The organism is Arthrobacter sp. P4_F11 (genome assembly GCF_056401395.1).
In genome coordinates this window covers 1-20,512 of sequence record NZ_JBFUJK010000028.1, presented here as the reverse complement: position 1 = coordinate 20,512, position 20,512 = coordinate 1, and the positions used below count along the sequence as shown (strand labels likewise).

Here is a 20,512-nt window from a genome sequence, read left to right as displayed (position 1 = left end):
CGGCCCCGGTGTTCACGGCGTCCACGCCCCCGGCGACGGCCACGGTCGGAGCTGCGTACACGTACACGTTCGCCGCTAGCGGTGACCCGGCCCCGACCTTCAGTGTCGCCTCCGGTGCCCTGCCGGCCGGGCTAAGCCTGAACACCACCACCGGAGTCCTCTCCGGGACGCCGACGGCGGCCGGTGCGGCAACGTTCACGGTCGCCGCGGCCAACGGGGTCAGCCCCGACGCGGTCACGCCCGTCCGCACGATCACCGTCAACCCCGCCCAGTCGGCCGACGGTACCCAGGCCGCCGTCGTCTTCGGTTGGGGCCAGGTGGTTACCGGGGACGAATTTTCCTATACGGGAGCGCCGAATCCGTTGAAATGGGGCGTCTACAACAGCCCGGGACATGCGGGCAACGGGATCCGGAGTCCGAACGCTTGGTCCGTGGACGGCAGCGTTGTCACCGTCAGTGGTGACTCGGCCGGCACTACCGGCGGGATGTCCGCCAAGTTTGCCCAGCAACGGTACGGCCGCTGGGAAGCCCGAATGAGAACCAGTGACCGGGATCCGAAATACCATCCGGTCCTGATCCTGTGGCCGAACAACAACACGTCCCCCAACTGTGCCGAAATTGATTACGCCGAAGGAACGTCCGATACGTCCAGGATCAAGTTCTTCCTGCACTACGCCTGCAGCGGCTCGAACTTCCAGACGCAGTCAGCACAACCGATCGATACCACCCAGTGGCATAACTACGCGATCCAATGGACCCCCTCCGGGATCACCGGATACATCGACGGCGTGCAATGGTTCACAGACACGGACCCGGCGCACCAGCCCACGGTCGGGATGCACCAAACCATCCAGCTTGACTGGTTCCCGGACGGGACCGCCACGAAGCCGAGCCAGATGCAGGTCGACTGGGTGCGGGTCTACAACTAACGCCGGCCCCGCCTGATGGATTCCTATGAGGCCCGGATGGCGGGGATCGCCCTGCCATCATGGCCATCCTGGATTTTTTGAGGTAGTGCGGCTCATCCTAATCGTGGATCCCTGCCTTGCTCTGACACCTACGCGGGCAACTCCGCCCTAGCCGCTGATCGCCCCTGGCTCTGATGTTATGAATGAAGTGACCATGCAACAGCATGACTCCAGCGGACTGGCCTTCCGGCTGCCGGCAGTAGCAGCGACACCGTGCGCAGGCCGACGCCCGGGATCAGGTGGGCTACCTCGACGGTGGGCTGGCCCGCTTCGGACGCAGCTGCATCGGTGAATCCGAGCGCCTGGTTGCGGAGCTCTCCATGGACGCGGCCGTGGCCGCGGCGGACACGTTGCTGGTCACCGTCCCCAACCAGCTCGGCGTGGACTTCTACATGAGACAGCTCGAGTCAATTTCCCGCGACCTCCGCCCCGCTTTGGGATGGGACTGACGCGGCACCCTTCGTTGCCCGGGAGAATACTACGCCTCGCCCGCCCTGCAACGACTGATCGAATCGACTCCGGCTGAGGAGCTGGGGGACCGGAACGGTCAGTTTGCGGGCGTCATCGACGACGCCCCCCGGGCCCCGATGCCTCGGTGGTCATCACCGGCGTTACGGAGGCCCGGCTCCGCCAGGGGTCGGTGGCAATCTTCGTCACGGACTTCACCACCAATCCCTACGGCGAGAGCGCCAGCCTGTACCGCACGGCGCTGCTGGTCGGCGGAATCGCGGTGTTACACGGGCCGTGCATGAGAAAGCGCCCACGCTGTGGCGGGCCGTGCCGTTGCTGGCCGGCCTGGCGGACATGGCCACAGGCGCCGTGTTGGCCAAGATCGACACGGACGGCAACCCGTGGACTTCTCCGCTGCTGCTCGGCGGCTTCGCGCTGACCGCCCTCGGCATCGTCACCATCGGCCCGTGGCTGACCCGGATGGCCAGCACCATCGGCCTGCACCAGGTGCGCGGCGCAGCCTCGGTCATCGCCGCCAGCCGCATGGTCCGTTCCAGCATCCCTATCCCGGCCACCCGATTTGAGTAAGACCACGGACCTGGCTTTGGGCCTTTCTCGCTTTTAGCCCTCGCAGTCCGTGCAGTAGATATCGGTGCCGGACTGCCGGGCGATCTGGGAACGGTGCCGGACCAGGAAACAAGAGCTGCAGGTGAACTCGTCGTCGGCCTGCGGGATGACCTGGACAATCAGCTCTTCGGCGATGAACTCGCCGCCGGGGACTCCGGCCCCGTCCAGCCCGTCGGCCTCGTCCAGTTCCTGGACGACGCTGCGGGCGTCCGGTGCATTGGCGGACTGGAGTGCTTCCAGGGAGTTTTCCTGGGTTTCCTTAACGTCCGAGCGGACTTCGTCGTAATCGGTTGCCACGTGGCTTGTTCTCTTTCTCGAGTCTTAACTAGGCTAAGTGCAACGTATGGCACCCCGCGGTTGTTCCGAAGGCGAGGCCAGAATCCACGCCGTGCGGCGTTCGCCGGCCACACCATGGGCGCGGTGCCGGGCGCCGCCGCAGTTCGGGCCTAGGATCAACGGCATGATGCAGGGACCAATCGACGCCGCCGACGGGAAGAACTCGCTCAGCGTCGATGCTGGGATACTCGAGAGCGTCTGGCGCCCGGGTTCCTTTGTGGACGCCGAAGATGCCAGGGACGCCATGCTTGCCGTGGACCGGATCAGTGGCGGTACGCCGATGCCAATGCTCTCCGAGATGACCGACGTGGTGTTCAGCGCGGCGGCCAGATACCAATTCGCACAGAGCAGGGGCGTGGTGGCCATCGCGGTCCTCGGATCCAGCACAGTCGACAGGGTGATCGCTTCCGCCACGAGCCGGGAGACCAAGTACCCGCACGAGTTCTTTACGTCCAGGACCGACGCAATCGCATGGCTGAAGGAAGTCATCCAGAGCCGCGATTAGACAATTGCCACAGGGTCTGGCACCGCATTCAAATCCGCTCCCGATCCGAGACAGACCGGTCTTTCCCGTTGTAAAGTGTCTTCACGGTCTTCCGCCCCGCTGGCTCCAGGAATGTATGCAGGGCTCTCGGGATCGTGGCCGGTTCCGGGCTCTACCGGAACGGGAACAAAGGAATAGCCAATGTCCATTGAGTTGACGTCCCGTGCGGAACCCTCACACGGACACACCACCACGGACGCGTTGGTCAACGGGCCGGAGGACAACTGGGCGCGGGGGATACGCCTGCAGGCCACCGAGATCATCGCCGAAGTGCTGTCTGATTCTTCGCCGGGGCACGCCCGTGCACGGGAGCAGCTGTGCCGTTTGCTGCAGGCCAACCCGGGCCGGCCGGAAGTAGCGCTGGCGGAACACCTGATCGCCTCCGGGAAGAAACTGCCCGGGACCGCCGAACCGACCTGACACTCGTCAAGGACGAAGGGGCGGCGGAAACGCCCGCACAGCCCTCGACATCAGGCGCCGGACGGTCGCCCGGGCGCCGTTCAGCCGCCCGCCAACCCCTGCTGCATCATCGTCCCATCGAGCGCGTGCGCTACGGCCGCGCGGACGCGGGCGTGCTCGGAGGCCTTTCCGGGGAGGGAGCCTAGACCGGGCGGCCAGCTCGACAGGCTCAGGGTTCGCGTCGATTCGCGGCAGCCCGGCTCCGCGGCAACAGGAATCCGACGGCAACAAGCCAGAGCAGGCCGCCGAACCGCCCGACGGGCAGCAGGAACTGGAGCGGCTCGATCACCATGGAGAGGAAACTCAGCTCGGACAGCGCGGCGATGACCAGGCCGGCCCAGGCCAGCCAGCGCGGCACGAAGCGCAGGATGAGGGCGGGGACGGCGATTCCGGCAACGAGGAGTCCCAAGCCGACCACATAGGCGACGCCGCCCGTGATGAATGCGAGAAACGACAATGCATGGGTCAATGGCACATCGGTGGTGATTTCCGGGCGGCTCAGGACCCACCCCACGGCGGCCGAGAGCATGAGGAACACCGAGGCGGCAATGCCGCCAAAGAAGCCGATTGCGGGCCCAGGGACGCGCACGCCAAGCCGGAGCTGCCGGGCGTAAACGGTGGCCGCAAAGATGCCGAGCGGGACCGCTGAGCCGAATTGGAACAGGCAGGCGAGCCGCACGGCGTCGGTGTTCCCGTGAAAATATGCCGCGACCTGGCCGGCGGGGGAGAAGGGCGAGACGTAGGCCTGCCCGTTGGTGAGGATCGCGCTGCTGAGCAGGGCCGCGATCGTGAGTCCCAGACTCACGGCCGCCAGGATGCCCGGGTTGGGGCCGCCGGATCGCGTCGAGGGAGCAGTGTGGTGGGAGGACAGGTCAGTCATGATCGCTTCTTTCCGATAATTACGTCACAACTAAAATGATTCACCTGTTGAATGATTCTGTCAATGGCGTAATATTGTGGCATGGACTCACCGGATCCGCCGCGGCCGAAGCGAACCGCTTTCCTGCTGTCCCAGCTCGGGGCGCTGGCATCGGCACGATTCGCCGAGCACACCCGCGAGATCGGCCTGACCCCAAGCGACGCGGGCGTGCTCCGCCTGCTCGGCCGCAGCCCCGGACTGAGCCAGCGGTCCCTGGCCGACCGCCTCGGGGCGGTGCCGAGCCGCGTGGTTCCCCTCATCGACTCGCTGGAAACGCGAGGGCTGGTTGCCCGCGAGCGCAGCAGTGCCGACCGGCGGAACTACGAGCTCCGGCTGACGGCCGAGGGCACGAAGGTTCTCGGAGCACTGCGCGGAATCGCCGAACGGCACGAGGCCGAACTCCTGGCCCCGCTCACCAGCGAACAGTCTGCGCAGCTGGGGATCCTGCTGGCCAGGTTGGCCAGCGCCCATGCCCTCGACACGGACCTGCACCGGGACACGCGGCCGGAGTGAACCCGGCGTGCCGGCCGGTTCTTCGAGGCAATAGCCGTCCTTTTCAGCCGGCGGGCAGTGTGGGATCATCCCGGTATGGGCGAAAATACTGAACCGCGGGTGACCTTGCCCTCCAGCCCCGAGCGCCTGAAGGGCACGCATCACCGCGACGTTGATGGCTACGGAAATCCGCTCACGCAGCAGCTGCGCATCATCGGTCAGCGGCGCCGCGAAGCCGAAGAAAAGCTCGACCGGCACCTGCAGGACGCACGCAACAGCCACTGAGCGCGGCATGGGCGATGGGAAATGCAGGCGCCCGTCGGGCGCCTGCCTATCCTTTCCGTGCCGTCTACTTGGCGGCCACGGCGAACGCCGGCGCCTCCTCGGGCGCAGCCACGGGCCCTGCCGCGGCCTCGGACTTGCACTCCTTGAGGAAGTAGACAAGGCCGGCGGCGATTGTCGATGCCGCTGCGAGGGCGAAGAGCCCCGGGATGACGCTGCCGGTCTGCTCCTTGATGATGCCGAAACCAAACGGCGCCACGAAGCCACCGAGGTTGCCCAGGGAGTTGATGATGGCAATGGCCGGCGCGAGGATGAGGGGGTGCAGGCCTGACTGGGGGATGGTCCAGAACAACGGTGACGCGCTCTTGAATCCCATGGCGGCGATGGCCAGGAACACGAGGGCCGGGACCGGGGAGGCGACGGCGGCTGCGAGCGTTCCGACGGCGGCGACCAGGAGCGCAGCGACGAGGAGGGGCCGCTTGGACTTGGCCTTGTCCTGCCACTTGGCGGCGAAGTACATGGCAATCACGGCGCAGACCCAAGGGATGGCGGAGAGGAATCCGACGCTCAGGTCCGTGGTCCCCGGGATCTGCTTGACGATGCTGGGCAGCCAGAACGTGTTGGCGTAGATGGAGAGCTGCACGGAGAAATAGATGCCGCAAAGGAGGAGGATCTGGGGGTTCAGGAGCATCTTCCAGCGGTTGATCTTCCCGCTGGGATTCCCGCCTGAGGCGGGGGCGTGCTGGGCGTCCTCGTCCGCAATCGCCGCGGTGAGGGCAAACTTCTCGCCCGCTGTCAGCCATGTGGCGTCCGCGATCTTGGCGTCAAGGACGAAGAACACCGCAATGCCGACAACCACGGAAAGCAACCCCTCGAAGCCGAACAGCCACTGCCAGCCGCGGAATCCCAGGACGTCGTGGAGGCTGAGCAGCATTCCGGCGATCGGGCCGGAGAGTGCCGCGGCGACCGAGGAGCCTGCGATGAAGATCGCTGTTGCTTTGCCCCGCTGGCCTGCCGGCACCCAGCGGGCGAAGTAGAAGATGACGGCGGGGAAGAAGCCGGCTTCTGCGGCGCCGAGGAGGAACCGCAGGGCGTAGAACATGGTCTCGCTCTGCACGAACACCATCAGAAAAGAGACGATGCCCCAGCTGATCATGATCCTGGCCAGCCAGACCTTGGCGCCGTACCTCTCCATCATCACGTTGCTGGGCAGTTCGAAGATTGCGTAGGCGATGAAGAACAGCCCGGCCCCGAACCCGTAGGCGGCGGCGCCGATGCCGACATCCGCGTGCAGATGCTCCTGGGCATAGCCGATGTTGGACCGGTTGAGCTGGTTGCAGACCAACATGACGAGCATGATGGGCAGCACCCGCTTGAAGAACTTTTTCGTGGCCAAGGCCACGTCCGTGACAGCGTTGTCGACAGACTGCATGGAGATTTCCTTTGAATTGGCGAAGCTGGTCGGCCGGGGCGGGCAGTTGATTGTGGCCCTCGCCACAGCGATTCTTCACTTTATTCGGCGGCGGTAATGCCCGTCCAACACATTAATTGCATCGATGGATACCTTGAGGGACTGGAAGTCCCCGCCCGATGTCCGGGCCCTGGGGTCAGCCGTGGCCGGGAGCGGCGGCCCGCAGCCGCCGTCGGGAATTTGCCAGATGGCTCCGCATCGCCGCTGACGACGACGGTCCGTCGCCCTCCGCGATGGCGGCGACGATTGATTCGTGTTCCTGCACCACTTGGTCGAAATGCCCGCGCGCATCAGGCTCGCCGCTGCCCACGAGCCGGCCGCGGGGCATCGCGATCATGGTCGGCCCCAGGGATGCGAGGCAGTCGGAGTAAAAGGGGTTTCCGGAGGCTGCGGCAATGGCCCGGTGGAACTCGTAGTCAGCCTTCATGGCGTGTCCCGGGTGGGCCGCACTGTCCACGAAGTCTTCAAAGGCCTTCCGGACGGCGCTCAGCTGCCGGTCTGTGTGGTTCCGGGCGGCGAGGGCCGCAGCCTCGGACTCCACCGCGATGCGGAACTCCAGCTGCCACAGGCGGTCTTCCAGGCTGGCCACGGGGCGGCTGCCGGCTGACTGCTGCGGGCCGTCCGGCGGCGGGGTCAGCGCGAAGCTGCCCCGCCCGCGTTCGGTTTCGACGAGCCCCTCAGCCTGCAGCCGGGTCAGCGCCGAACGGACCACGGTCCGGCTGACGCCGAATTCGCTGATCAGGGTGTTTTCGCTGGGCAGCTTCGCGCCCGGCGCAAGGACGCCGTCGACGATGCGGCGTCGAAGATCGCTCGCGAGGTCCGCGGTCAGGTTCCGGCTCATGGCTTCAAGGTTACTTGCCGAATTCCACAGATTCTGTGGTCCAGGCGCGCGCCTGCCCGCTGAGGGAGATGCCCAGCCCGGGGCGGTCCGGGACCAGCATGCGGCCGTTCTTGGTTTCGAGGCGCTCGTTGAACAGCGGATCGAGCCAGTCGAAGTGTTCCACCCAGGGCTCGCGCGGGTAGGCTGCGGCGAGGTGGAGGTGGATTTCCATGGCGAAGTGCGGGGCGAGGCCGAGTCCGCGCTCGTCGGCCAGGGCGGCCAGGCGCAGGAATTGGGTGATGCCGCCGACGCGCGGGGCATCAGGCTGGATGATGTCACAGCCGTTGGCGCTGATCAGGCCCCTGTGCTCCGCGACCGAGGCCAGCATCTCGCCCGTGGCGATGGGGGTGTCCAGGGCGCGTGCGAGGTCCGCGTGGCCCTCGAAGTCGTACGCGTCAAGCGGTTCCTCGATCCAGACGAGGTTGAATTCTTCCAGCCGGCGGCCCATCCGCAGTGCGGTGGCGCGGTCCCACTGCTGGTTGGCGTCCACCATGAGTGGGACGTCCCAGCCAATGTGCTCGCGGATGCCGGCAACGCGGCGCAGGTCCTCGGCGGTGTCCGGAAGGCCGACCTTGATCTTGATGCCGCCGATGCCTTCGTCCAGCAGGACGGTGGCGCGGGCCTTGACCTCGGCCAGGGAGGCGTTGAGGAAGCCGCCTGACGTGTTGTAGGTCTGCACGGAGTCACGGTAGGCGCCCAGGAACTTGGCCAGCGGCAGGCCGGCGCGCTTGGCCTTGAGGTCGTAGAGCGCGATGTCGATTGCGGCCAGCGCCTGGGTGGCCACTCCGGAGCGGCCCACGGACGCCCCGGCCCAGAGAAGTTTGGTGTAGAGCCGGCCGATGTCGTTCGGGTCCTCGCCGATGATGCCTTCGGCGACTTCCCTGGCGTGGGCGTACTGGGCCGGCCCGCCGGCGCGCTTGGAGTAGCTGAAACCGATTCCGCTGTGGCCCTGTTCGGTGGTGATTTCGGCGAAAAGGAACACGACCTCGGTCATCGGCTTCTGGCGTCCGGTGAACACTTTCGCGTCACTGATCGGAACGGCGAGTGGAAGCCTGGCCGTGGACAGCTTTACATGGCGGATGAGATCAACGCTGGTCATGGTTCTCCCTGAAAGTTCCTGCGAGGCAACTCCGCCCCGCTCAACTTATGCTACAAGTGAGTTACTTGTATAACAAGTTACTTGTATAACAAGTTCTGGAAGAGTGTTTCGCAGCAGTCAGCCAAGCAGCCAGGCGATGACCAGCAAAGAGCCGGCGCAGAGCAGGGTGGTGCACAGGATGACGTCCCGGGCCACGATCACGCCGCGCTGGTACGGGGAGGCGAAGAGGAAGACATTCTGGGCCGTGGGCAGCGCGCCCATGATCACGATGGCCAACAGGTGCTGCCCCTCGAGGCCGAAGACGAAGCGGCCCAGCGCCCAGACGATCACGGGCATGCCTGCGATCTTCAGGAAGGTGGCGACGAGCGATTCAGTGCGCCCGTCGCCCTTTTGCAGCGGGGCCTTGCCGGCCAGGGACAGTCCGAAGGCCAGCAGCACCATGGGGACGGCGCCGCCGGCGAGCATGTCGACGGGTTTCAGCAGCAGTTCCGGAACTGTCCAGCCGGTCAGTGCGACCGCCGCGCCCAGGCCGGAGGCGATGATCATGGGGTTGGCTAAAGGCTGCAGCAGCATTTTCCGCCAAGAGATCCTGGACCCCGATGCAACACCCAGCAGGGTCAAATAGACCGGCGCCAGGACGAGGATCTGTGCCAACAGGACGGGAGCCACGTGCTGGGCCGTTCCCACGGCGTAGAGAGAGACGGGGATCCCGATGTTGTTGGCGTTCGCGTAGCTGCTGGCCATCGCGCCGACGGCTGTCTCTGCCACCGGCCGGCGGAAGAACAGGACACTCAGCAGGGAATAGAGCAGCCCCACGGCCGCCGCGGAAAGCAGCGCCAGCGGGGCATCAGTTCCGAGCGCGGCCCGGATATCGCTGCCGGCCACCACCGTGAACAGCAGTGCCGGGTTGGTGATGTAATACGCCGTGCGGGTCAGGGCGCCCTGGACTTCCGGTCCGAGGATCCGCAGCCGGGCCGAGAGATATCCGACGGCGATGACGGAGGCGACGATCAGTATGCCGGTGAGAACGCCGCCCAAGATTGGTCCTTCGTGTCGGGTGCCTGCGGCCAGGGGAGCCGGAAGCGGGATGCCGCACGGCCGAAGCCTCTCCTGCGCCAGAAGGGCCGGCCGTGCGGCAGCGGTGGGGATCCGCCTCAGGGATGCTGCCCGGCGGACAGTCCCTAGCGAACAGACCCTAGTGAGCAGTCCCTATCGAGCAGTCTCTATCGAATCAGGCAGGGCCGTTTGGGGTCGAAGGACCAGCCGTCAATGTAGTACTGCATGCCGATGCTGTCGTCGCGGGCGTCGAGGCCGTGTTCCAGGTACAGCTGGTGTGCCTTGTCCAGAGCGGCGCGGTCCAGCTCGATTCCGAGGCCCGGAGCGTCCGGAACCCTGATCGCACCGTCCTTGATCTGCAGTGGTTCCTTGGTGAGCCCCTGGCCGTCCTGCCAGATCCAATGCGTGTCCAGCGCCGTGATTTCTCCCGGGGCGGCCGCCCCGGTGTGGGTGAACATGGCGAGCGAGATGTCGAAGTGGTTGTTCGAGTGCGATCCCCAGGTCAGGCCGAATTCGGCGCACATCTGGGCCACCCGGACGGAACCGTGCATGGTCCAGAAATGCGGGTCCGCGAGTGGGATGTCCACGGCGTTGCTGCGGATGGCATGGGACATTTCGCGCCAGTCCGTCGCGATCATGTTCGTCGCGGTCTTCAGCCCGGTGGCGCGGCGGAATTCGGCCATGACCTCGCGTCCGGAGAAGCGGCCTTCCGCGCCGCAGGGGTCCTCGGCGTAGGCCACAATGCCCTGCATGCGTTGGCCCAGCCGGATGGCCTCCTCCAGGAGCCAGGCGCCGTTGGGATCAAGGGTGATCCTGGCCTCCGGGAAACGCCTAGCCAAGGCCGTCACCACATCCACCTCGGCGTCGCCGGAGAGCACGCCGCCCTTGAGCTTGAAGTCGCTGAATCCGTAGCGTTCCTGGGCGGCCTCGGCCAGGGCCACCACGGCCTCCGGTGTCATGGCCTCCTGCCGGCGGAGCTTTTCCCACCGGTCCGCCGGCGCGTCCTCCACCAGGTACGGCAAATCCGTTCGGCCGGGGTCGCCGATGAAGAACAGATAACCGAGCATGGGCACCGAGCTGCGCTGCTGGCCGTCGCCGAGCAGTTCCGCGACGGGGACGCCGAGGAACTGACCGTGCAGGTCAAGGAGGGCGGATTCGATCGCGGTGACGGCATGGACGGTGGTGCGCAGGTCAAAGGTCTGCAGGCCGCGGCCGCCGGCGTCGCGGTCGGCGAACTTCGCCGCGACGTCCCGGAGCAGGGAGCGGTAGCGGGCCACCGGCTGGCCGGCCAGGAAGACGCCGGCCTCCGCGATGGTGGCGCGGATCTTTTCCCCGCCCGGCACTTCGCCGAGTCCGGTGCGGCCATTCGAATCGGTGATAAGAACGATGTTGCGGGTGAAGAACGGGCCGTGCGCGCCGCTGAGGTTCATCAGCATGCTGTCGTGCCCCGCAACGGGGACCACTTCAACGTGGGCAATGGTGGGCTGCGTGCTCACGCGTTGACCTCTGCTTTCTCTGTTGCTGCCTCTTCTGCCGCGGAGGCTTGAACGACGCCGTCGATCCGGCGGTTCAGCCGCCACGGGTTGGGGTCCTGCAGCGGCGCCGGGAGCAGTTCCTGTGGCAGGTTCTGGTAGGCGACGGGGCGCAGGAACCGGCAGATTGCCAATGTACCCACGGACGTGGTCCGGGTGTCGGATGTGGCGGGGAACGGGCCGCCGTGCACCATGGCGTGGCCAACTTCGACGCCGGTCGGCCAGCCGTTGACGATGATCCGGCCGACCTTTTGCTCCAACACCGGGATGAGGTGGGCAGCGGCGCGGTAGTCCGACTCGGTCAGTTGCAGGGAGGCCGTGAGCTGGCCTTCGAGCCGCTGGGCGGCGTCAACGAGCTCCTCGGTGGTGGAGTAGCGGATCATCAGGCTGGCGGCGCCGAAGATTTCCTGGTGCAGGACGGGGTTGGACACGAACTCGGCGACAGACGTGCCGAAGATGGCCGGAGCCGGGGCGTTCTTCGTCGCCCCGTCGGCGCCCTGGCCGACGACGCTGACGTTCCCGGCGGAACCCAGTGCATCGGCTCCGGCGTGCCAGGACCCGGCGATGCCTTCGGTCAGCATGGTCTGCCCGGCGCATGAAGACACGGCCCGGCCGACGGCGGCGCCAAAGGCGTCGCCGGCCGCGCCGGCGGGGGCGAACAGGAGGCCGGGGGAGGTGCACAGCTGCCCGGAGCTGCCGGTGACGGCGGCAACGTACTGCCGGGCGAGCACGCTAATTTCTTCGGCGTTGCCGTCGAGGGCGCCGGGGAAGACGAACACCGGGTTGAGCGAGGACATTTCCGCATAGACGGGAATGGGTTCGGGCCGGGCGGCGGCGGTGCGCATCAGGGCGATGCCGGCGGACTGCGATCCGGTGAAGCCGACGGCCTTGATGGCTGGATCGGCGACGAGCGCCTGGCCGATGCTGCTGCCCGGACCGTAGATCAGCGAGAACACGCCCGGGTGCAGCCCGGTGTCGCGGACGGCCTTGGCGATGGCCTGGCCGACGAGTTCGCCGGTGCCCGGATGCGCATTGTGGGCCTTGAAGACCACGGGGCAGCCGGCGGCGAGGGCGGAGGCGGTGTCGCCGCCCGCCGTCGAGAAGGCCAGCGGGAAGTTGCTCGCACCAAAAACGGCGACGGGACCCAGCGGGATCTGCCGCTGCCGGATGTCCGCTCGCGGCAGCGGAGCGCGGTCCGGCAGCGCCGGGTCGATCCGGACCCCGCGGTAATCCCCTTGGCGTACGACGCCGGCGAAGAGCCGGAGCTGGCCGGTGGTGCGCGCCCGCTCGCCCTGGAGCCTGGCGGCCGGTAGTCCGGTCTCGAGGCCCGCTCGGGTGATGAGTTCCTCGCCAATCGCCTCGATGTTCCCGGCAATGGCCTCAAGGAACCGGGCGTGGGTTTCCGGGTCGAGCGTGCTGAAGGAGGGGTAGGCCGCGGCGGCCGCTGCGGTGGCGTCCTTCAGCTGTTCCCCGGTGAGCAGCGTGTAGCCGGGTTCGAGCCGTTCGTTCGTGGCGGGATTGAAGGCGTACGCCGTCGCGCCGTCCCCGGCGACGGCCTGGCCGGCAATGAGTGAGCGTCCGGTGAGTGTCACGGTGCGTCCTCCTAGGAAACGGTGGCGATAAGGGACTTGAGGTCTGCGAGGTCCTGGGGCGCCAGGTTCTGCAGCGGCGGGCGGACCCCGCCGGCGGAGCGGCCAATCGCGGCCAGTCCGCCCTTGACGATCGAGACGGAGTAGCCCTTCACCCGGTCGCGGATGTCCAGGTAGGGGATCACGAACTCGTTCAGCTTCTTGTACACGGCCACCCGGTCGTGGTTGCGGACATCCTGGTAGAAGTCCAGCGCAAACTGCGGCACGAAGTTGTACATGGCGCTGGAATAGGTGCTCATGCCCAGCTGCAGCAGCGGGAGGGCGAACGTCTCGGCCGTGGGGAGGCCGCCGAGGTAGAACAGGCGGTCGCCGAGCTTGGCGTAGACCCGGGCGTCGTGTTCGAGGTCTCCGACTCCATCCTTGAAGCCGATCAGGTTCTGGTGGCGGTCGGCCAGCGTGGCGACGGTGGTGTCCTTGTAGATCGCGTTCGCACGGTTGTAGATGATGACACCGAGGGAGGTGGACCGGCAGATGGCGCTGACGTGGTCGATCAGGCCGCCCTGGTCCGCCTCGGTGAGGTAGGGCGGGAGCAGCAGGATGCCGTCGGCGCCGGCGGCCTCGGCGGCGCGGGCGTTTTCGATGGCCTGGGCGGTGGAGCCGCCGGCGGAGGCCAGGACCGGGACGATGCTGCCGACTTCCCCGACGGCGGCGCGGACGACGCGCTCGGACTCGGCCGGAGTCAGTGAGAAGCCCTCCCCGGTTCCGCCGGCCGCGAAGAGTCCGGCGACCGGGAAGCTGGCCTGCCAGGCGAGGTGTTTGCGGTAGTTCTCTTCGTCGAACTGGAGCTGTTCGTCGAACGAGGTGACGGGGAAGGAGAGCAGGCCGTCCTTGAGGACGTTGGCCAGTTCCTGGGGTGCGTATTTTGCCACGGTGGGGTCCTCCGGGTATGCGCCGAGTCGGCGGGGAAGTGCGGTTCCCCTTCAGACTAGGTTTGCTGCCTCATGCCTGTCCAAGTGCATTATTGAATGCATTGATACCTTCAGTGCATTGTGGCGACCTTAGTCCAGCTGGAAGTCCAGGGCGCCGAGCAGCCGCGACAGGGCGGGATTGCTCACTTTACGGCCCCAGATGGCATGGAGCTCCACGGGTTCGCCGTGGCTGCTGGCCAGCGGGAGGAATTCGACCCCCTGGATGCCCAGCGCTGTGGCGGACCGGGGCACAAAGGCGACTCCGCGTTTGGCCGCCACCAGCGAGACCATGGTGAGGATCTGGCTGACCGTGTGGACCACGTTGCCGTGCTGCACCGGCAGCATGCGGATCACGAGGTCGTAGAAGTACCGGGCCTGCAGCGGCGAATGCATGATGAGGGCCTCGTCCTTGAGGTCCTCGTTCCCGACAATGCCGCCGCGGCGGGCCAGGGGATGGCCGGCCGGAACGGCCACCATCATGGATTCGCGGTACAGAAGCCGCGAATCAAAAACGTCTTTGTCGAAGGGCGGACGTGCCAGCCCCAGGTCCAGTTCTCCCGTTTCCAGGGCCTGGATCTGTTCACCGGTCACCATTTCCTGCAGGTCGACGTCGACGTCGGGAAGGATCGCCGAGATCTCCTCCAGCAGGGGCCCCAAGATACTGAACCCGCTGGCCGCGGTGAAACCGATTCGCAGAAGGCCGGAGCGGCCCGAGGCGATCCGGCGGGCGGTGACAGGGGCGCGTTCGGCGAGGGCCAGCAACCGCCTGGCTTCCTCCAGGAAGGCGGTTCCCGCCGGGGTCAGCTGGACCTTCCGGTTGTCCCGTTCCAGCAGCTCGGCGCCGACGGCCTTCTCCAGCTTTTGGATCTGCCGGCTCAGCGGAGGCTGGGTCATGTTCAGGCGTTCCGCCGCGCGGCCGAAGTGAAGCTCTTCTGCCACCGCGATGAATCCGGCCAGCTGGTCAAAGGTAAACATGATGCCTTCCCGGTATCACTCGATGCATATTTGGGCTTAGACATGCATCATAGCCGCTCCCTACACTCGACACAGCGAACCGGCAGTGACGCGGTTCACATGCTTCCGGGGCGCTGGCCCTGACCATCAATGAGGAGTTTCAATGATGCACTTCCCTTCGCGCCGCACCCTACTTGGAGCGGCCTCCGCCGTCACGCTCTTGGCGCTGACGGCCTGCGGCAATGTTGCCGGCGGCAGTACCGATTCTTCAAAATATCCGAACGGGCCCGTAAGCCTCACCGTGGGCCAGGCCGCCGGCGGCAGCACCGACTTGATTGCCCGCGCCATCTCCGAGGGCGCTTCCAAAACCCTCGGCGCCCCGATGCCTGTGGTGAACAAGCCAGGGGCCAACGGCGCCTTGGCCACAAAGGAAGTTGCCGGCAAGCCCGCCGACGGCCAGAACCTCCTTCTGGTCACCGCGTCCCTGATCACGATCACCCCGCTTGCGGTCACCGCGGATGAGGCCGTCAGCATCGACGACCTGGACATCATTGCCGGCCTGTCGCAGGACGACTACGTGCTGGTCGCCAGCAAGGCCTCTGGCTTCAACAGCATCAAGGACCTGACCGGAGCAGGGCGCAATATCACGTTCGGCACCACCGGCGTGGGCACCGGCAGCCAGCTGGCACAGACCGTCCTGTTCAAGCAGGCCGGCGTCAAGGGCACCGATGTACCGTTCGACAGCGGCAAGCCAGCCCTCACCGCGGTCCTCGGCAACCAGGTAGAAGTGTCCACCATCCAGCTCGGCGAAGCCATGCCGCAGATCAAGGCCGGAAAGGTCACACCGCTGCTCGTCTTTTCGGAGGAGCGGAACTCCTTCCTCCCGGATGTGCCTACGGCCAAGGAATCCGGTTACGACGTTCCCGTGGCGCAGTATCGCGCCGTCGCCGCTCCCAAAGGAACGCCCAAGGACGTGAAGGACAAGCTGCTCGCTGCCATCAAGGAGACCCTCAAGTCCGATTCCTACAAGGAATTCAACAAGAAGAACATGCTGACCCCGAAGGAAATCTCCGGCGAGGAAGTCGTCACCCAGTGGAAGGACTACGCCGCCAAGTACAAGTCGCTGGTGGAGAAGTACGACATCAGCCTCAGCGGAACGAAGTGATCCAAGTGACGGCCACACCTTCTTCAGTGCCCGCCGGAGGGGGCAGCCGCCCCGCGGCACCCTCCGGCGGGAACGCCCCCGAAGCTCCCGGGGACGACGTTCTGGAGGACCTCACGCCGGAGCAACTCGCCGCGCAGTGGGAGGAAGAGAAGCCGCCCGCCGCCGGAGCGCTGGCAAATGCGGCATCCTCCTTGGTGGTTCTCGGCGTCGGCACCGGCGCCTTGGTCCTGTCCGTTGCCATGGGCCTCGGCACTCCGGCAGCGCCGGAGCCCGGGCTGTGGCCGTTCATGATCAGCGGCGTCATGGTGGTCCTGGGCCTCTTCCAGTTGACCGTCGGGCGGCACAACCGGGACGCGGAGAAGTTCACCCGCATGTCCTCCGCACCCCTGACAGGGCTCGTCACCCTCGCCGCCATGGTCGCGCTGATGCCGGCCATCGGTTTTGAATTGCCCGCCCTCGTCCTGTGCATCATCTGGATGCGCTTCCTCGGCGGCGAAACGTGGCGCTCCACTCTGCTGGTAAGCGCGATCGTCGTGGCGGCGTTCTACGGAATCTTCGTCCTTGCGCTCAACACCTCCATTCCCCACCTCTTCTAGGAGAACCCCGTGGATTTTCTAAATCCCGTGATCAACGGATTCGCCGTTGTCCTGGAGCCGAGCAACCTCCTCTACTGCCTGATCGGCGTCGTCATCGGCATGTTGATCGGTGTCCTGCCCGGTCTGGGGCCCGCGGCAACCATCGCCATCCTGCTGCCGCTGACCTACAACGTCGAACCCGTCACCGCCATCATCATGCTCGCGGGCATCTTTTACGGCGCACAGTACGGCGGCACCATCACCTCCGTGCTCCTGCGGCTTCCCGGCGAAGCCTCGTCCGTGGTGACCGTCTTCGACGGCTACCAGATGGCCAAACAGGGGAAGGCCGGTACCGCACTCGGCCTGGCGTCCATCGGCTCGTTCATCGGTGGAACCGCCTCAATCGTTGGCTTGACCTTCTTGGCGCCCGTCGTGGCGAGCTTTGCCCTCGACTTCGGCCCGGCCGAATACTCGGCGCTCGCACTGCTCGGCATCCTGTTGGTGGCCACCATCAGCAACGGTGCCAAGACCAAGGCACTCATCGCCGCCGCCGTCGGCTTGCTGCTGGCAACGGTCGGCCGGGACATCTTTACCGGCGAAAGCCGCTTCACCTTCGGCAACCTGGAACTGGCCGACGGAATTGATTTCGTGCCGATCGCCATGGGCATCTTCGGCCTGGGCGAAATCCTCTACAACCTCGAAGAGCGGCACCGCGCCGCCAAGGCGCCGTCCAAGGTCACGAACGTCTGGCCATCACGGACCGATCTCACGCAGGCCTCCGGCGCGATCGCCCGCGGTTCTGTCCTCGGGTTCTTCCTCGGCATTTTGCCCGGTGGCGGCGCCACCATCGCATCGATGGCCTCCTATGCGATGGAGAAGAAGCGCGCCAAGCAGCCGGAACGATTCGGTAAAGGGGCCCCGGAGGGCGTCGCTGGACCGGAAACCGCCAACAACGCCGCAGCAACGTCGTCGTTCATCCCGCTGCTGACCCTCGGAATCCCGGCTAACGCCACCATGGCCCTGATGTTCGGTGCCCTGCTGATCCAGGGTGTGACGCCGGGCCCGCAGTTGGTGGAGCAGGACCCCGGGCTGTTCTGGGGCGTGGTCAACTCCATGTACATCGGCAACATCCTGTTGCTGATCATGAGCCTGCCCCTCGTCGGAATCTTCGTGAAAATCCTCCGCGTCCGCGCCGCGATCCTGGCCCCGGTCACCGCCCTCATCACGCTGCTCGGTGCCTACACCATCAACAACAGCATGTTCGATGTGACGCTCGTCGTGGTGTTTGGGATCGTGGGATACCTGATGAAGAAGTTCGGCTTTGAACCCGGTCCGCTGGTCTTGGCGTTCGTCCTCGGGTCCCTGCTGGAGAGCTCACTGCGCCGTTCACTTCTCGTGTTCGGCGGCGATCCCACGGGCTTCTTCACCCGCCCCATCTCCGCGACGCTGCTCATCGTGTTCGTCCTGGTAGCCGTGCTCCCGGGCATCCGGACTCTCCTGGCGAAGAGGACGACGGCGCCAAGCGAACAGCCCATCACCACGAAAATCAAGGAGAAGGTATGAGCATCATCGTCGGATTCGTCCCCACACCGGCAGGGGAGGCCGCGCTGACTGCCGGCATTGCCGAAGCCATGCTCAGGAACGAAGACCTGGTGATCGTCAACTCCGCCCGCGAAGGCGCCCTGGTAGACAAAGCCGTTGCCGGCTCCGACATCCTGGAGCAGGCCGGCCGCCGGGCCACAGAGGCCGGAATCAGGGCAACGGTGATCCAGCCGCCGTACCGTGACGACCTCGCCGATGAATTCCTGGACGTCGCCCGCGAGGTCAACGCATCCCTGATTGTCATTGGCCTGCGGCACCGCTCACAGGTCGGCAAATTCATCCTGGGCAGCCACGCCCAGCGCATCCTCATGCAGGCCGACCGGCCCGTCCTTGCCGTGAAGGCGGACGGGGCCCTCTCCTAGAAAGCTCTCGCGGCTCTCAAAGGGTGGACGGGCCGGACCCCCGAGGTGGGGTCCGGCCCGTTTGCTTGAGCGCGGGCGCGCAGCCACCACGGGCCATGGCAGTCGCCTGCCGGCCCAGCTGGTCGAACACGACTCGGAGCTCGCGCCATGCATTTCCGGAATTTCACCCGCAGCGGGTGAGGCCCATGCCGGACCTAATGCAAACAATGGTCATACCCTCCAAAGGCAGGGCTGAGGGACATGCCGTCCCGGAAACGAGAACGCATCTTTGAGAGCAGGAAAAGCAAATGAGTTTCCGGGAAGACTATTGGGATATTTTGACGGAACCAAGAGCCGGGTGCTGGTCTGACGGCGTTCGTGCCTTGAAGTACGTTTAGGCAGCCGTGCGCGGATCCTTCCAGGACGCTGAAACTTTTGCCTTGCTCCTGCTGGCGGCCCACATACTACTCGTGACCGTCGCAGCTGTCCTGGTGTCGATGAACCGCCGTCCATCCTCTGCTATTGCCTGGGTGCTCGCCATAATTTTCATACCGATCCTTGGTGCCGTCGCATATTTCTTTGTTGGTTACTCGAAACTGCCCAAGGCGCGCAGGGACAAGCAGCGCGAAGTCAACGCTCTGGTCCTGGCCCGGACTGAAGGCAGCCCGTTCATAAGCCGCGGCCTTGATTGGCCGGAATGGCTGCATTCGGCGGTGGTGTTGAACAGCAACCTTGGGGCGCTCCCTATGGTCGCGGGCAACAGTGCGACCCTGTTGGGCGACTACAACGGAGCTTTCGATGCCATGATCGCTGATATTGATTCGGCCACAAGTTATGTGCACGTGGAGTTTTACATCCTCGTGCTGGACGCAACGACAGAGCCGTATTTTCAGTCGCTGGCCCGGGCACGACGGCGTGGCGTTGACGTGCGGGTTCTGTCCGATCACCTGGCTGGCCTGAAGTTCCCCGGCCGGAAAGAAACCTTGGAGTTCCTCCAGGAGATAGGGGCGGAATATCGCCCCATGCTGCCGGTGCGGCCGTGGCGTGGCGAATGGCAGAGGCCGGACCTGCGCAATCACCGGAAGATCTGCGTCGTCGATGGCCGCGTGGGATTCACGGGGTCCCAGAACCTCATCGACGCGAGCTACGACACGAAGGGCAACCTGAAGCGCGGGCTTCAGTGGCACGAACTGATGATGCGCGTTGAGGGACCAGTGGTCCGGGAGCTGGATGCGGTCTTCGCGACGGACTGGTACAGCGAAGCGGGTGTGATACTGCCACTGGATTCCGGCGCCATCGGCGTCAGCCATCATTCTGCGCTCGTCGACGCGCAAGTCCTGCCCAGTGGCCCCAGCTTCGACAACGATAACAATTTGAAGCTCTACGCGACGCTTATCCACAAAGCTGAGCGCCGCGTCAGCATCACCAGTCCATACTTTGTCCCGGACGAATCCATCCTGATGGCTATTGTCACGGCAGCTGCGCGGGGGCTAAGCGTCGAGCTCTTTGTTTCCGAAGTCGGTGACCAGAGCATGGTCTATCACGCGCAGCGTTCGTACTACGAAGCACTGCTCCGCGCGGGCGTCAGGATTTACCTTTACCGGGCACCGAAGGTGCTGCACTCCAAGCACTTCACTATTGATGAGGAAGTTGCGGTGATTGGGTCCAGCAACATGGATGTGCGTTCCTTCAGCCTCAACATGGAGGTATCGGTACTTGTGCACGGGCGCGATTTTGTGGACGCCATTCGCGGGATCGAAGACGGGTACCGCGTGGAAAGCCGCGAGCTGCAGCTCGAAGACTGGATCCGGCGGCCCGTAGCCCAAAAAGTATTCGACAATCTGGCGCGCCTGACCGCGTCTCTTCAATAGGGAACGGTCAGGTCCCAGTCCTTCCCTGCGGTCGGCCCGGTGTGTGGCGGCGCACCGTGACGCTACCCGGAGGGCCGGTATTCCTGGGCCGTAAGGTGCCAGACGGCTCCGGTAGTGCTGACGATCAGCGCGTATGTCCCCGGAGCCAGGCTGATGCCGATCGCCCCGGCGCCGGCCTTGGCCAGGGACAGCACGGTGAGGGCCGGTCCATTCACGGGTTGGAGATAGGCAATGGCGGCCCCGGTGAAGGTGTACTCGATGTGAAGCCTGCCGGTGATGGTTACGAGTGGGCCCGGGGGTTTCGTGCCGGAGGCCTCCGCGACGGTGACCCA

The 20,512-nt window shown here is 65.7% G+C and carries 23 protein-coding genes; 12 read left to right on the top strand and 11 right to left on the bottom strand.

What is annotated here, in order from left to right; all coding sequences use genetic code 11:
• The 3 genes from AC1DRO_RS20625 to AC1DRO_RS20615 form a co-directional block, all read left to right on the top strand.
• Positions 1–929 (top strand): family 16 glycosylhydrolase (locus AC1DRO_RS20625; protein WP_476952261.1); only part of this gene is annotated, 929 nt, incomplete at its 5' end.
• 278 nt (positions 930–1,207) lie between these two features.
• Positions 1,208–1,417 carry a hypothetical protein gene (locus tag AC1DRO_RS20620; RefSeq protein WP_476952260.1) on the top strand — a complete coding sequence of 70 codons (210 nt, stop codon included), beginning with the start codon at positions 1,208–1,210 and terminating at the stop codon, positions 1,415–1,417.
• A gap of 295 nt (positions 1,418–1,712) precedes the next feature.
• Complete coding sequence (locus tag AC1DRO_RS20615; protein ID WP_476952259.1) at positions 1,713–2,006, top strand: hypothetical protein; 294 nt, start codon at positions 1,713–1,715, stop codon at positions 2,004–2,006.
• 33 nt (positions 2,007–2,039) lie between these two features.
• Here the strand turns inward: AC1DRO_RS20615 and AC1DRO_RS20610 are convergent, their stop codons facing one another.
• Positions 2,040–2,342, bottom strand: coding sequence for a DUF4193 domain-containing protein (locus AC1DRO_RS20610; protein WP_028277900.1), 303 nt, complete (start codon positions 2,340–2,342; stop codon positions 2,040–2,042).
• Positions 2,343–2,505: 163 nt separating this feature from the next.
• Between AC1DRO_RS20610 and AC1DRO_RS20605 the strand changes: the two genes are divergently transcribed.
• A complete protein-coding gene (locus AC1DRO_RS20605; RefSeq protein ID WP_476850075.1) occupies positions 2,506–2,886 on the top strand; it encodes a DUF7793 family protein in 381 nt (126 codons plus the stop codon).
• A 180-nt stretch (positions 2,887–3,066) separates the two neighbouring features.
• Positions 3,067–3,345 carry a hypothetical protein gene (locus tag AC1DRO_RS20600; protein ID WP_476952258.1) on the top strand — a complete coding sequence of 93 codons (279 nt, stop codon included), beginning with the start codon at positions 3,067–3,069 and terminating at the stop codon, positions 3,343–3,345.
• A gap of 208 nt (positions 3,346–3,553) precedes the next feature.
• Here the strand turns inward: AC1DRO_RS20600 and AC1DRO_RS20595 are convergent, their stop codons facing one another.
• On the bottom strand, positions 3,554–4,264 hold the full coding sequence (locus tag AC1DRO_RS20595; protein ID WP_476952257.1) for a hypothetical protein: 711 nt from the start codon (positions 4,262–4,264) through the stop codon (positions 3,554–3,556).
• Between the two features lie 81 nt (positions 4,265–4,345).
• Between AC1DRO_RS20595 and AC1DRO_RS20590 the strand changes: the two genes are divergently transcribed.
• On the top strand, positions 4,346–4,816 hold the full coding sequence (locus AC1DRO_RS20590) for a MarR family winged helix-turn-helix transcriptional regulator (protein ID WP_476952256.1): 471 nt from the start codon (positions 4,346–4,348) through the stop codon (positions 4,814–4,816).
• A gap of 75 nt (positions 4,817–4,891) precedes the next feature.
• Entirely contained in the window at positions 4,892–5,080 is a 189-nt protein-coding gene (locus tag AC1DRO_RS20585; RefSeq protein WP_476952255.1) for a hypothetical protein, read from the top strand.
• Positions 5,081–5,144: 64 nt separating this feature from the next.
• Here AC1DRO_RS20585 and AC1DRO_RS20580 read toward each other — a convergent pair whose 3' ends face one another.
• The 8 genes from AC1DRO_RS20580 to AC1DRO_RS20545 form a co-directional block, all read right to left on the bottom strand.
• Positions 5,145–6,509 (bottom strand): MFS transporter, encoded by a 1,365-nt coding sequence (locus AC1DRO_RS20580; protein ID WP_476952254.1) that lies wholly within the window; start codon positions 6,507–6,509, stop codon positions 5,145–5,147.
• A gap of 175 nt (positions 6,510–6,684) precedes the next feature.
• Positions 6,685–7,389 (bottom strand): FadR/GntR family transcriptional regulator, encoded by a 705-nt coding sequence (locus AC1DRO_RS20575; RefSeq protein ID WP_476952253.1) that lies wholly within the window; start codon positions 7,387–7,389, stop codon positions 6,685–6,687.
• A gap of 10 nt (positions 7,390–7,399) precedes the next feature.
• Positions 7,400–8,527 (bottom strand): L-talarate/galactarate dehydratase, encoded by a 1,128-nt coding sequence (locus AC1DRO_RS20570; RefSeq protein ID WP_476952252.1) that lies wholly within the window; start codon positions 8,525–8,527, stop codon positions 7,400–7,402.
• A gap of 117 nt (positions 8,528–8,644) precedes the next feature.
• Entirely contained in the window at positions 8,645–9,565 is a 921-nt protein-coding gene (locus AC1DRO_RS20565; protein ID WP_476952251.1) for an AEC family transporter, read from the bottom strand.
• Between the two features lie 185 nt (positions 9,566–9,750).
• Entirely contained in the window at positions 9,751–11,079 is a 1,329-nt protein-coding gene (locus tag AC1DRO_RS20560; protein ID WP_476952250.1) for an enolase C-terminal domain-like protein, read from the bottom strand.
• The gene (locus AC1DRO_RS20555; RefSeq protein ID WP_476952249.1) at positions 11,076–12,707 is read right to left on the bottom strand and encodes an aldehyde dehydrogenase (NADP(+)); all 1,632 of its coding nucleotides are present in this window, start codon (positions 12,705–12,707) and stop codon (positions 11,076–11,078) included. Before AC1DRO_RS20555 ends, AC1DRO_RS20560 begins: the two co-directional genes overlap by 4 nt.
• Before the next feature lie 11 nt (positions 12,708–12,718).
• Positions 12,719–13,633 carry a 5-dehydro-4-deoxyglucarate dehydratase gene (kdgD, locus tag AC1DRO_RS20550; RefSeq protein ID WP_476952248.1) on the bottom strand — a complete coding sequence of 305 codons (915 nt, stop codon included), beginning with the start codon at positions 13,631–13,633 and terminating at the stop codon, positions 12,719–12,721.
• A gap of 129 nt (positions 13,634–13,762) precedes the next feature.
• Entirely contained in the window at positions 13,763–14,647 is an 885-nt protein-coding gene (locus tag AC1DRO_RS20545; protein ID WP_476952247.1) for a LysR family transcriptional regulator, read from the bottom strand.
• A gap of 142 nt (positions 14,648–14,789) precedes the next feature.
• Here AC1DRO_RS20545 and AC1DRO_RS20540 point away from each other — a divergent pair, with 142 nt between their 5' ends.
• The 5 genes from AC1DRO_RS20540 to cls all read left to right on the top strand — a co-directional run bounded on the left by AC1DRO_RS20540 (position 14,790) and on the right by cls (position 20,180).
• The gene (locus AC1DRO_RS20540) at positions 14,790–15,791 is read left to right on the top strand and encodes a Bug family tripartite tricarboxylate transporter substrate binding protein (protein ID WP_476952246.1); all 1,002 of its coding nucleotides are present in this window, start codon (positions 14,790–14,792) and stop codon (positions 15,789–15,791) included.
• On the top strand, positions 15,791–16,387 hold the full coding sequence (locus tag AC1DRO_RS20535) for a tripartite tricarboxylate transporter TctB family protein (protein ID WP_476952262.1): 597 nt from the start codon (positions 15,791–15,793) through the stop codon (positions 16,385–16,387). Before AC1DRO_RS20540 ends, AC1DRO_RS20535 begins: the two co-directional genes overlap by 1 nt.
• Before the next feature lie 9 nt (positions 16,388–16,396).
• Positions 16,397–17,929 carry a tripartite tricarboxylate transporter permease gene (locus AC1DRO_RS20530; RefSeq protein WP_459385018.1) on the top strand — a complete coding sequence of 511 codons (1,533 nt, stop codon included), beginning with the start codon at positions 16,397–16,399 and terminating at the stop codon, positions 17,927–17,929.
• Complete coding sequence (locus AC1DRO_RS20525) at positions 17,926–18,330, top strand: universal stress protein (protein WP_459385017.1); 405 nt, start codon at positions 17,926–17,928, stop codon at positions 18,328–18,330. The genes AC1DRO_RS20530 and AC1DRO_RS20525 overlap by 4 nt, the downstream gene beginning before the upstream one ends.
• Positions 18,331–18,713: 383 nt before the next feature.
• Complete coding sequence (gene cls / locus AC1DRO_RS20520; RefSeq protein WP_476952245.1) at positions 18,714–20,180, top strand: cardiolipin synthase; 1,467 nt, start codon at positions 18,714–18,716, stop codon at positions 20,178–20,180.
• Between the two features lie 62 nt (positions 20,181–20,242).
• Here cls and AC1DRO_RS20515 read toward each other — a convergent pair.
• On the bottom strand, positions 20,243–20,512 hold a 270-nt coding region (locus tag AC1DRO_RS20515), incomplete at its 5' end, for a hypothetical protein (RefSeq protein ID WP_476952244.1).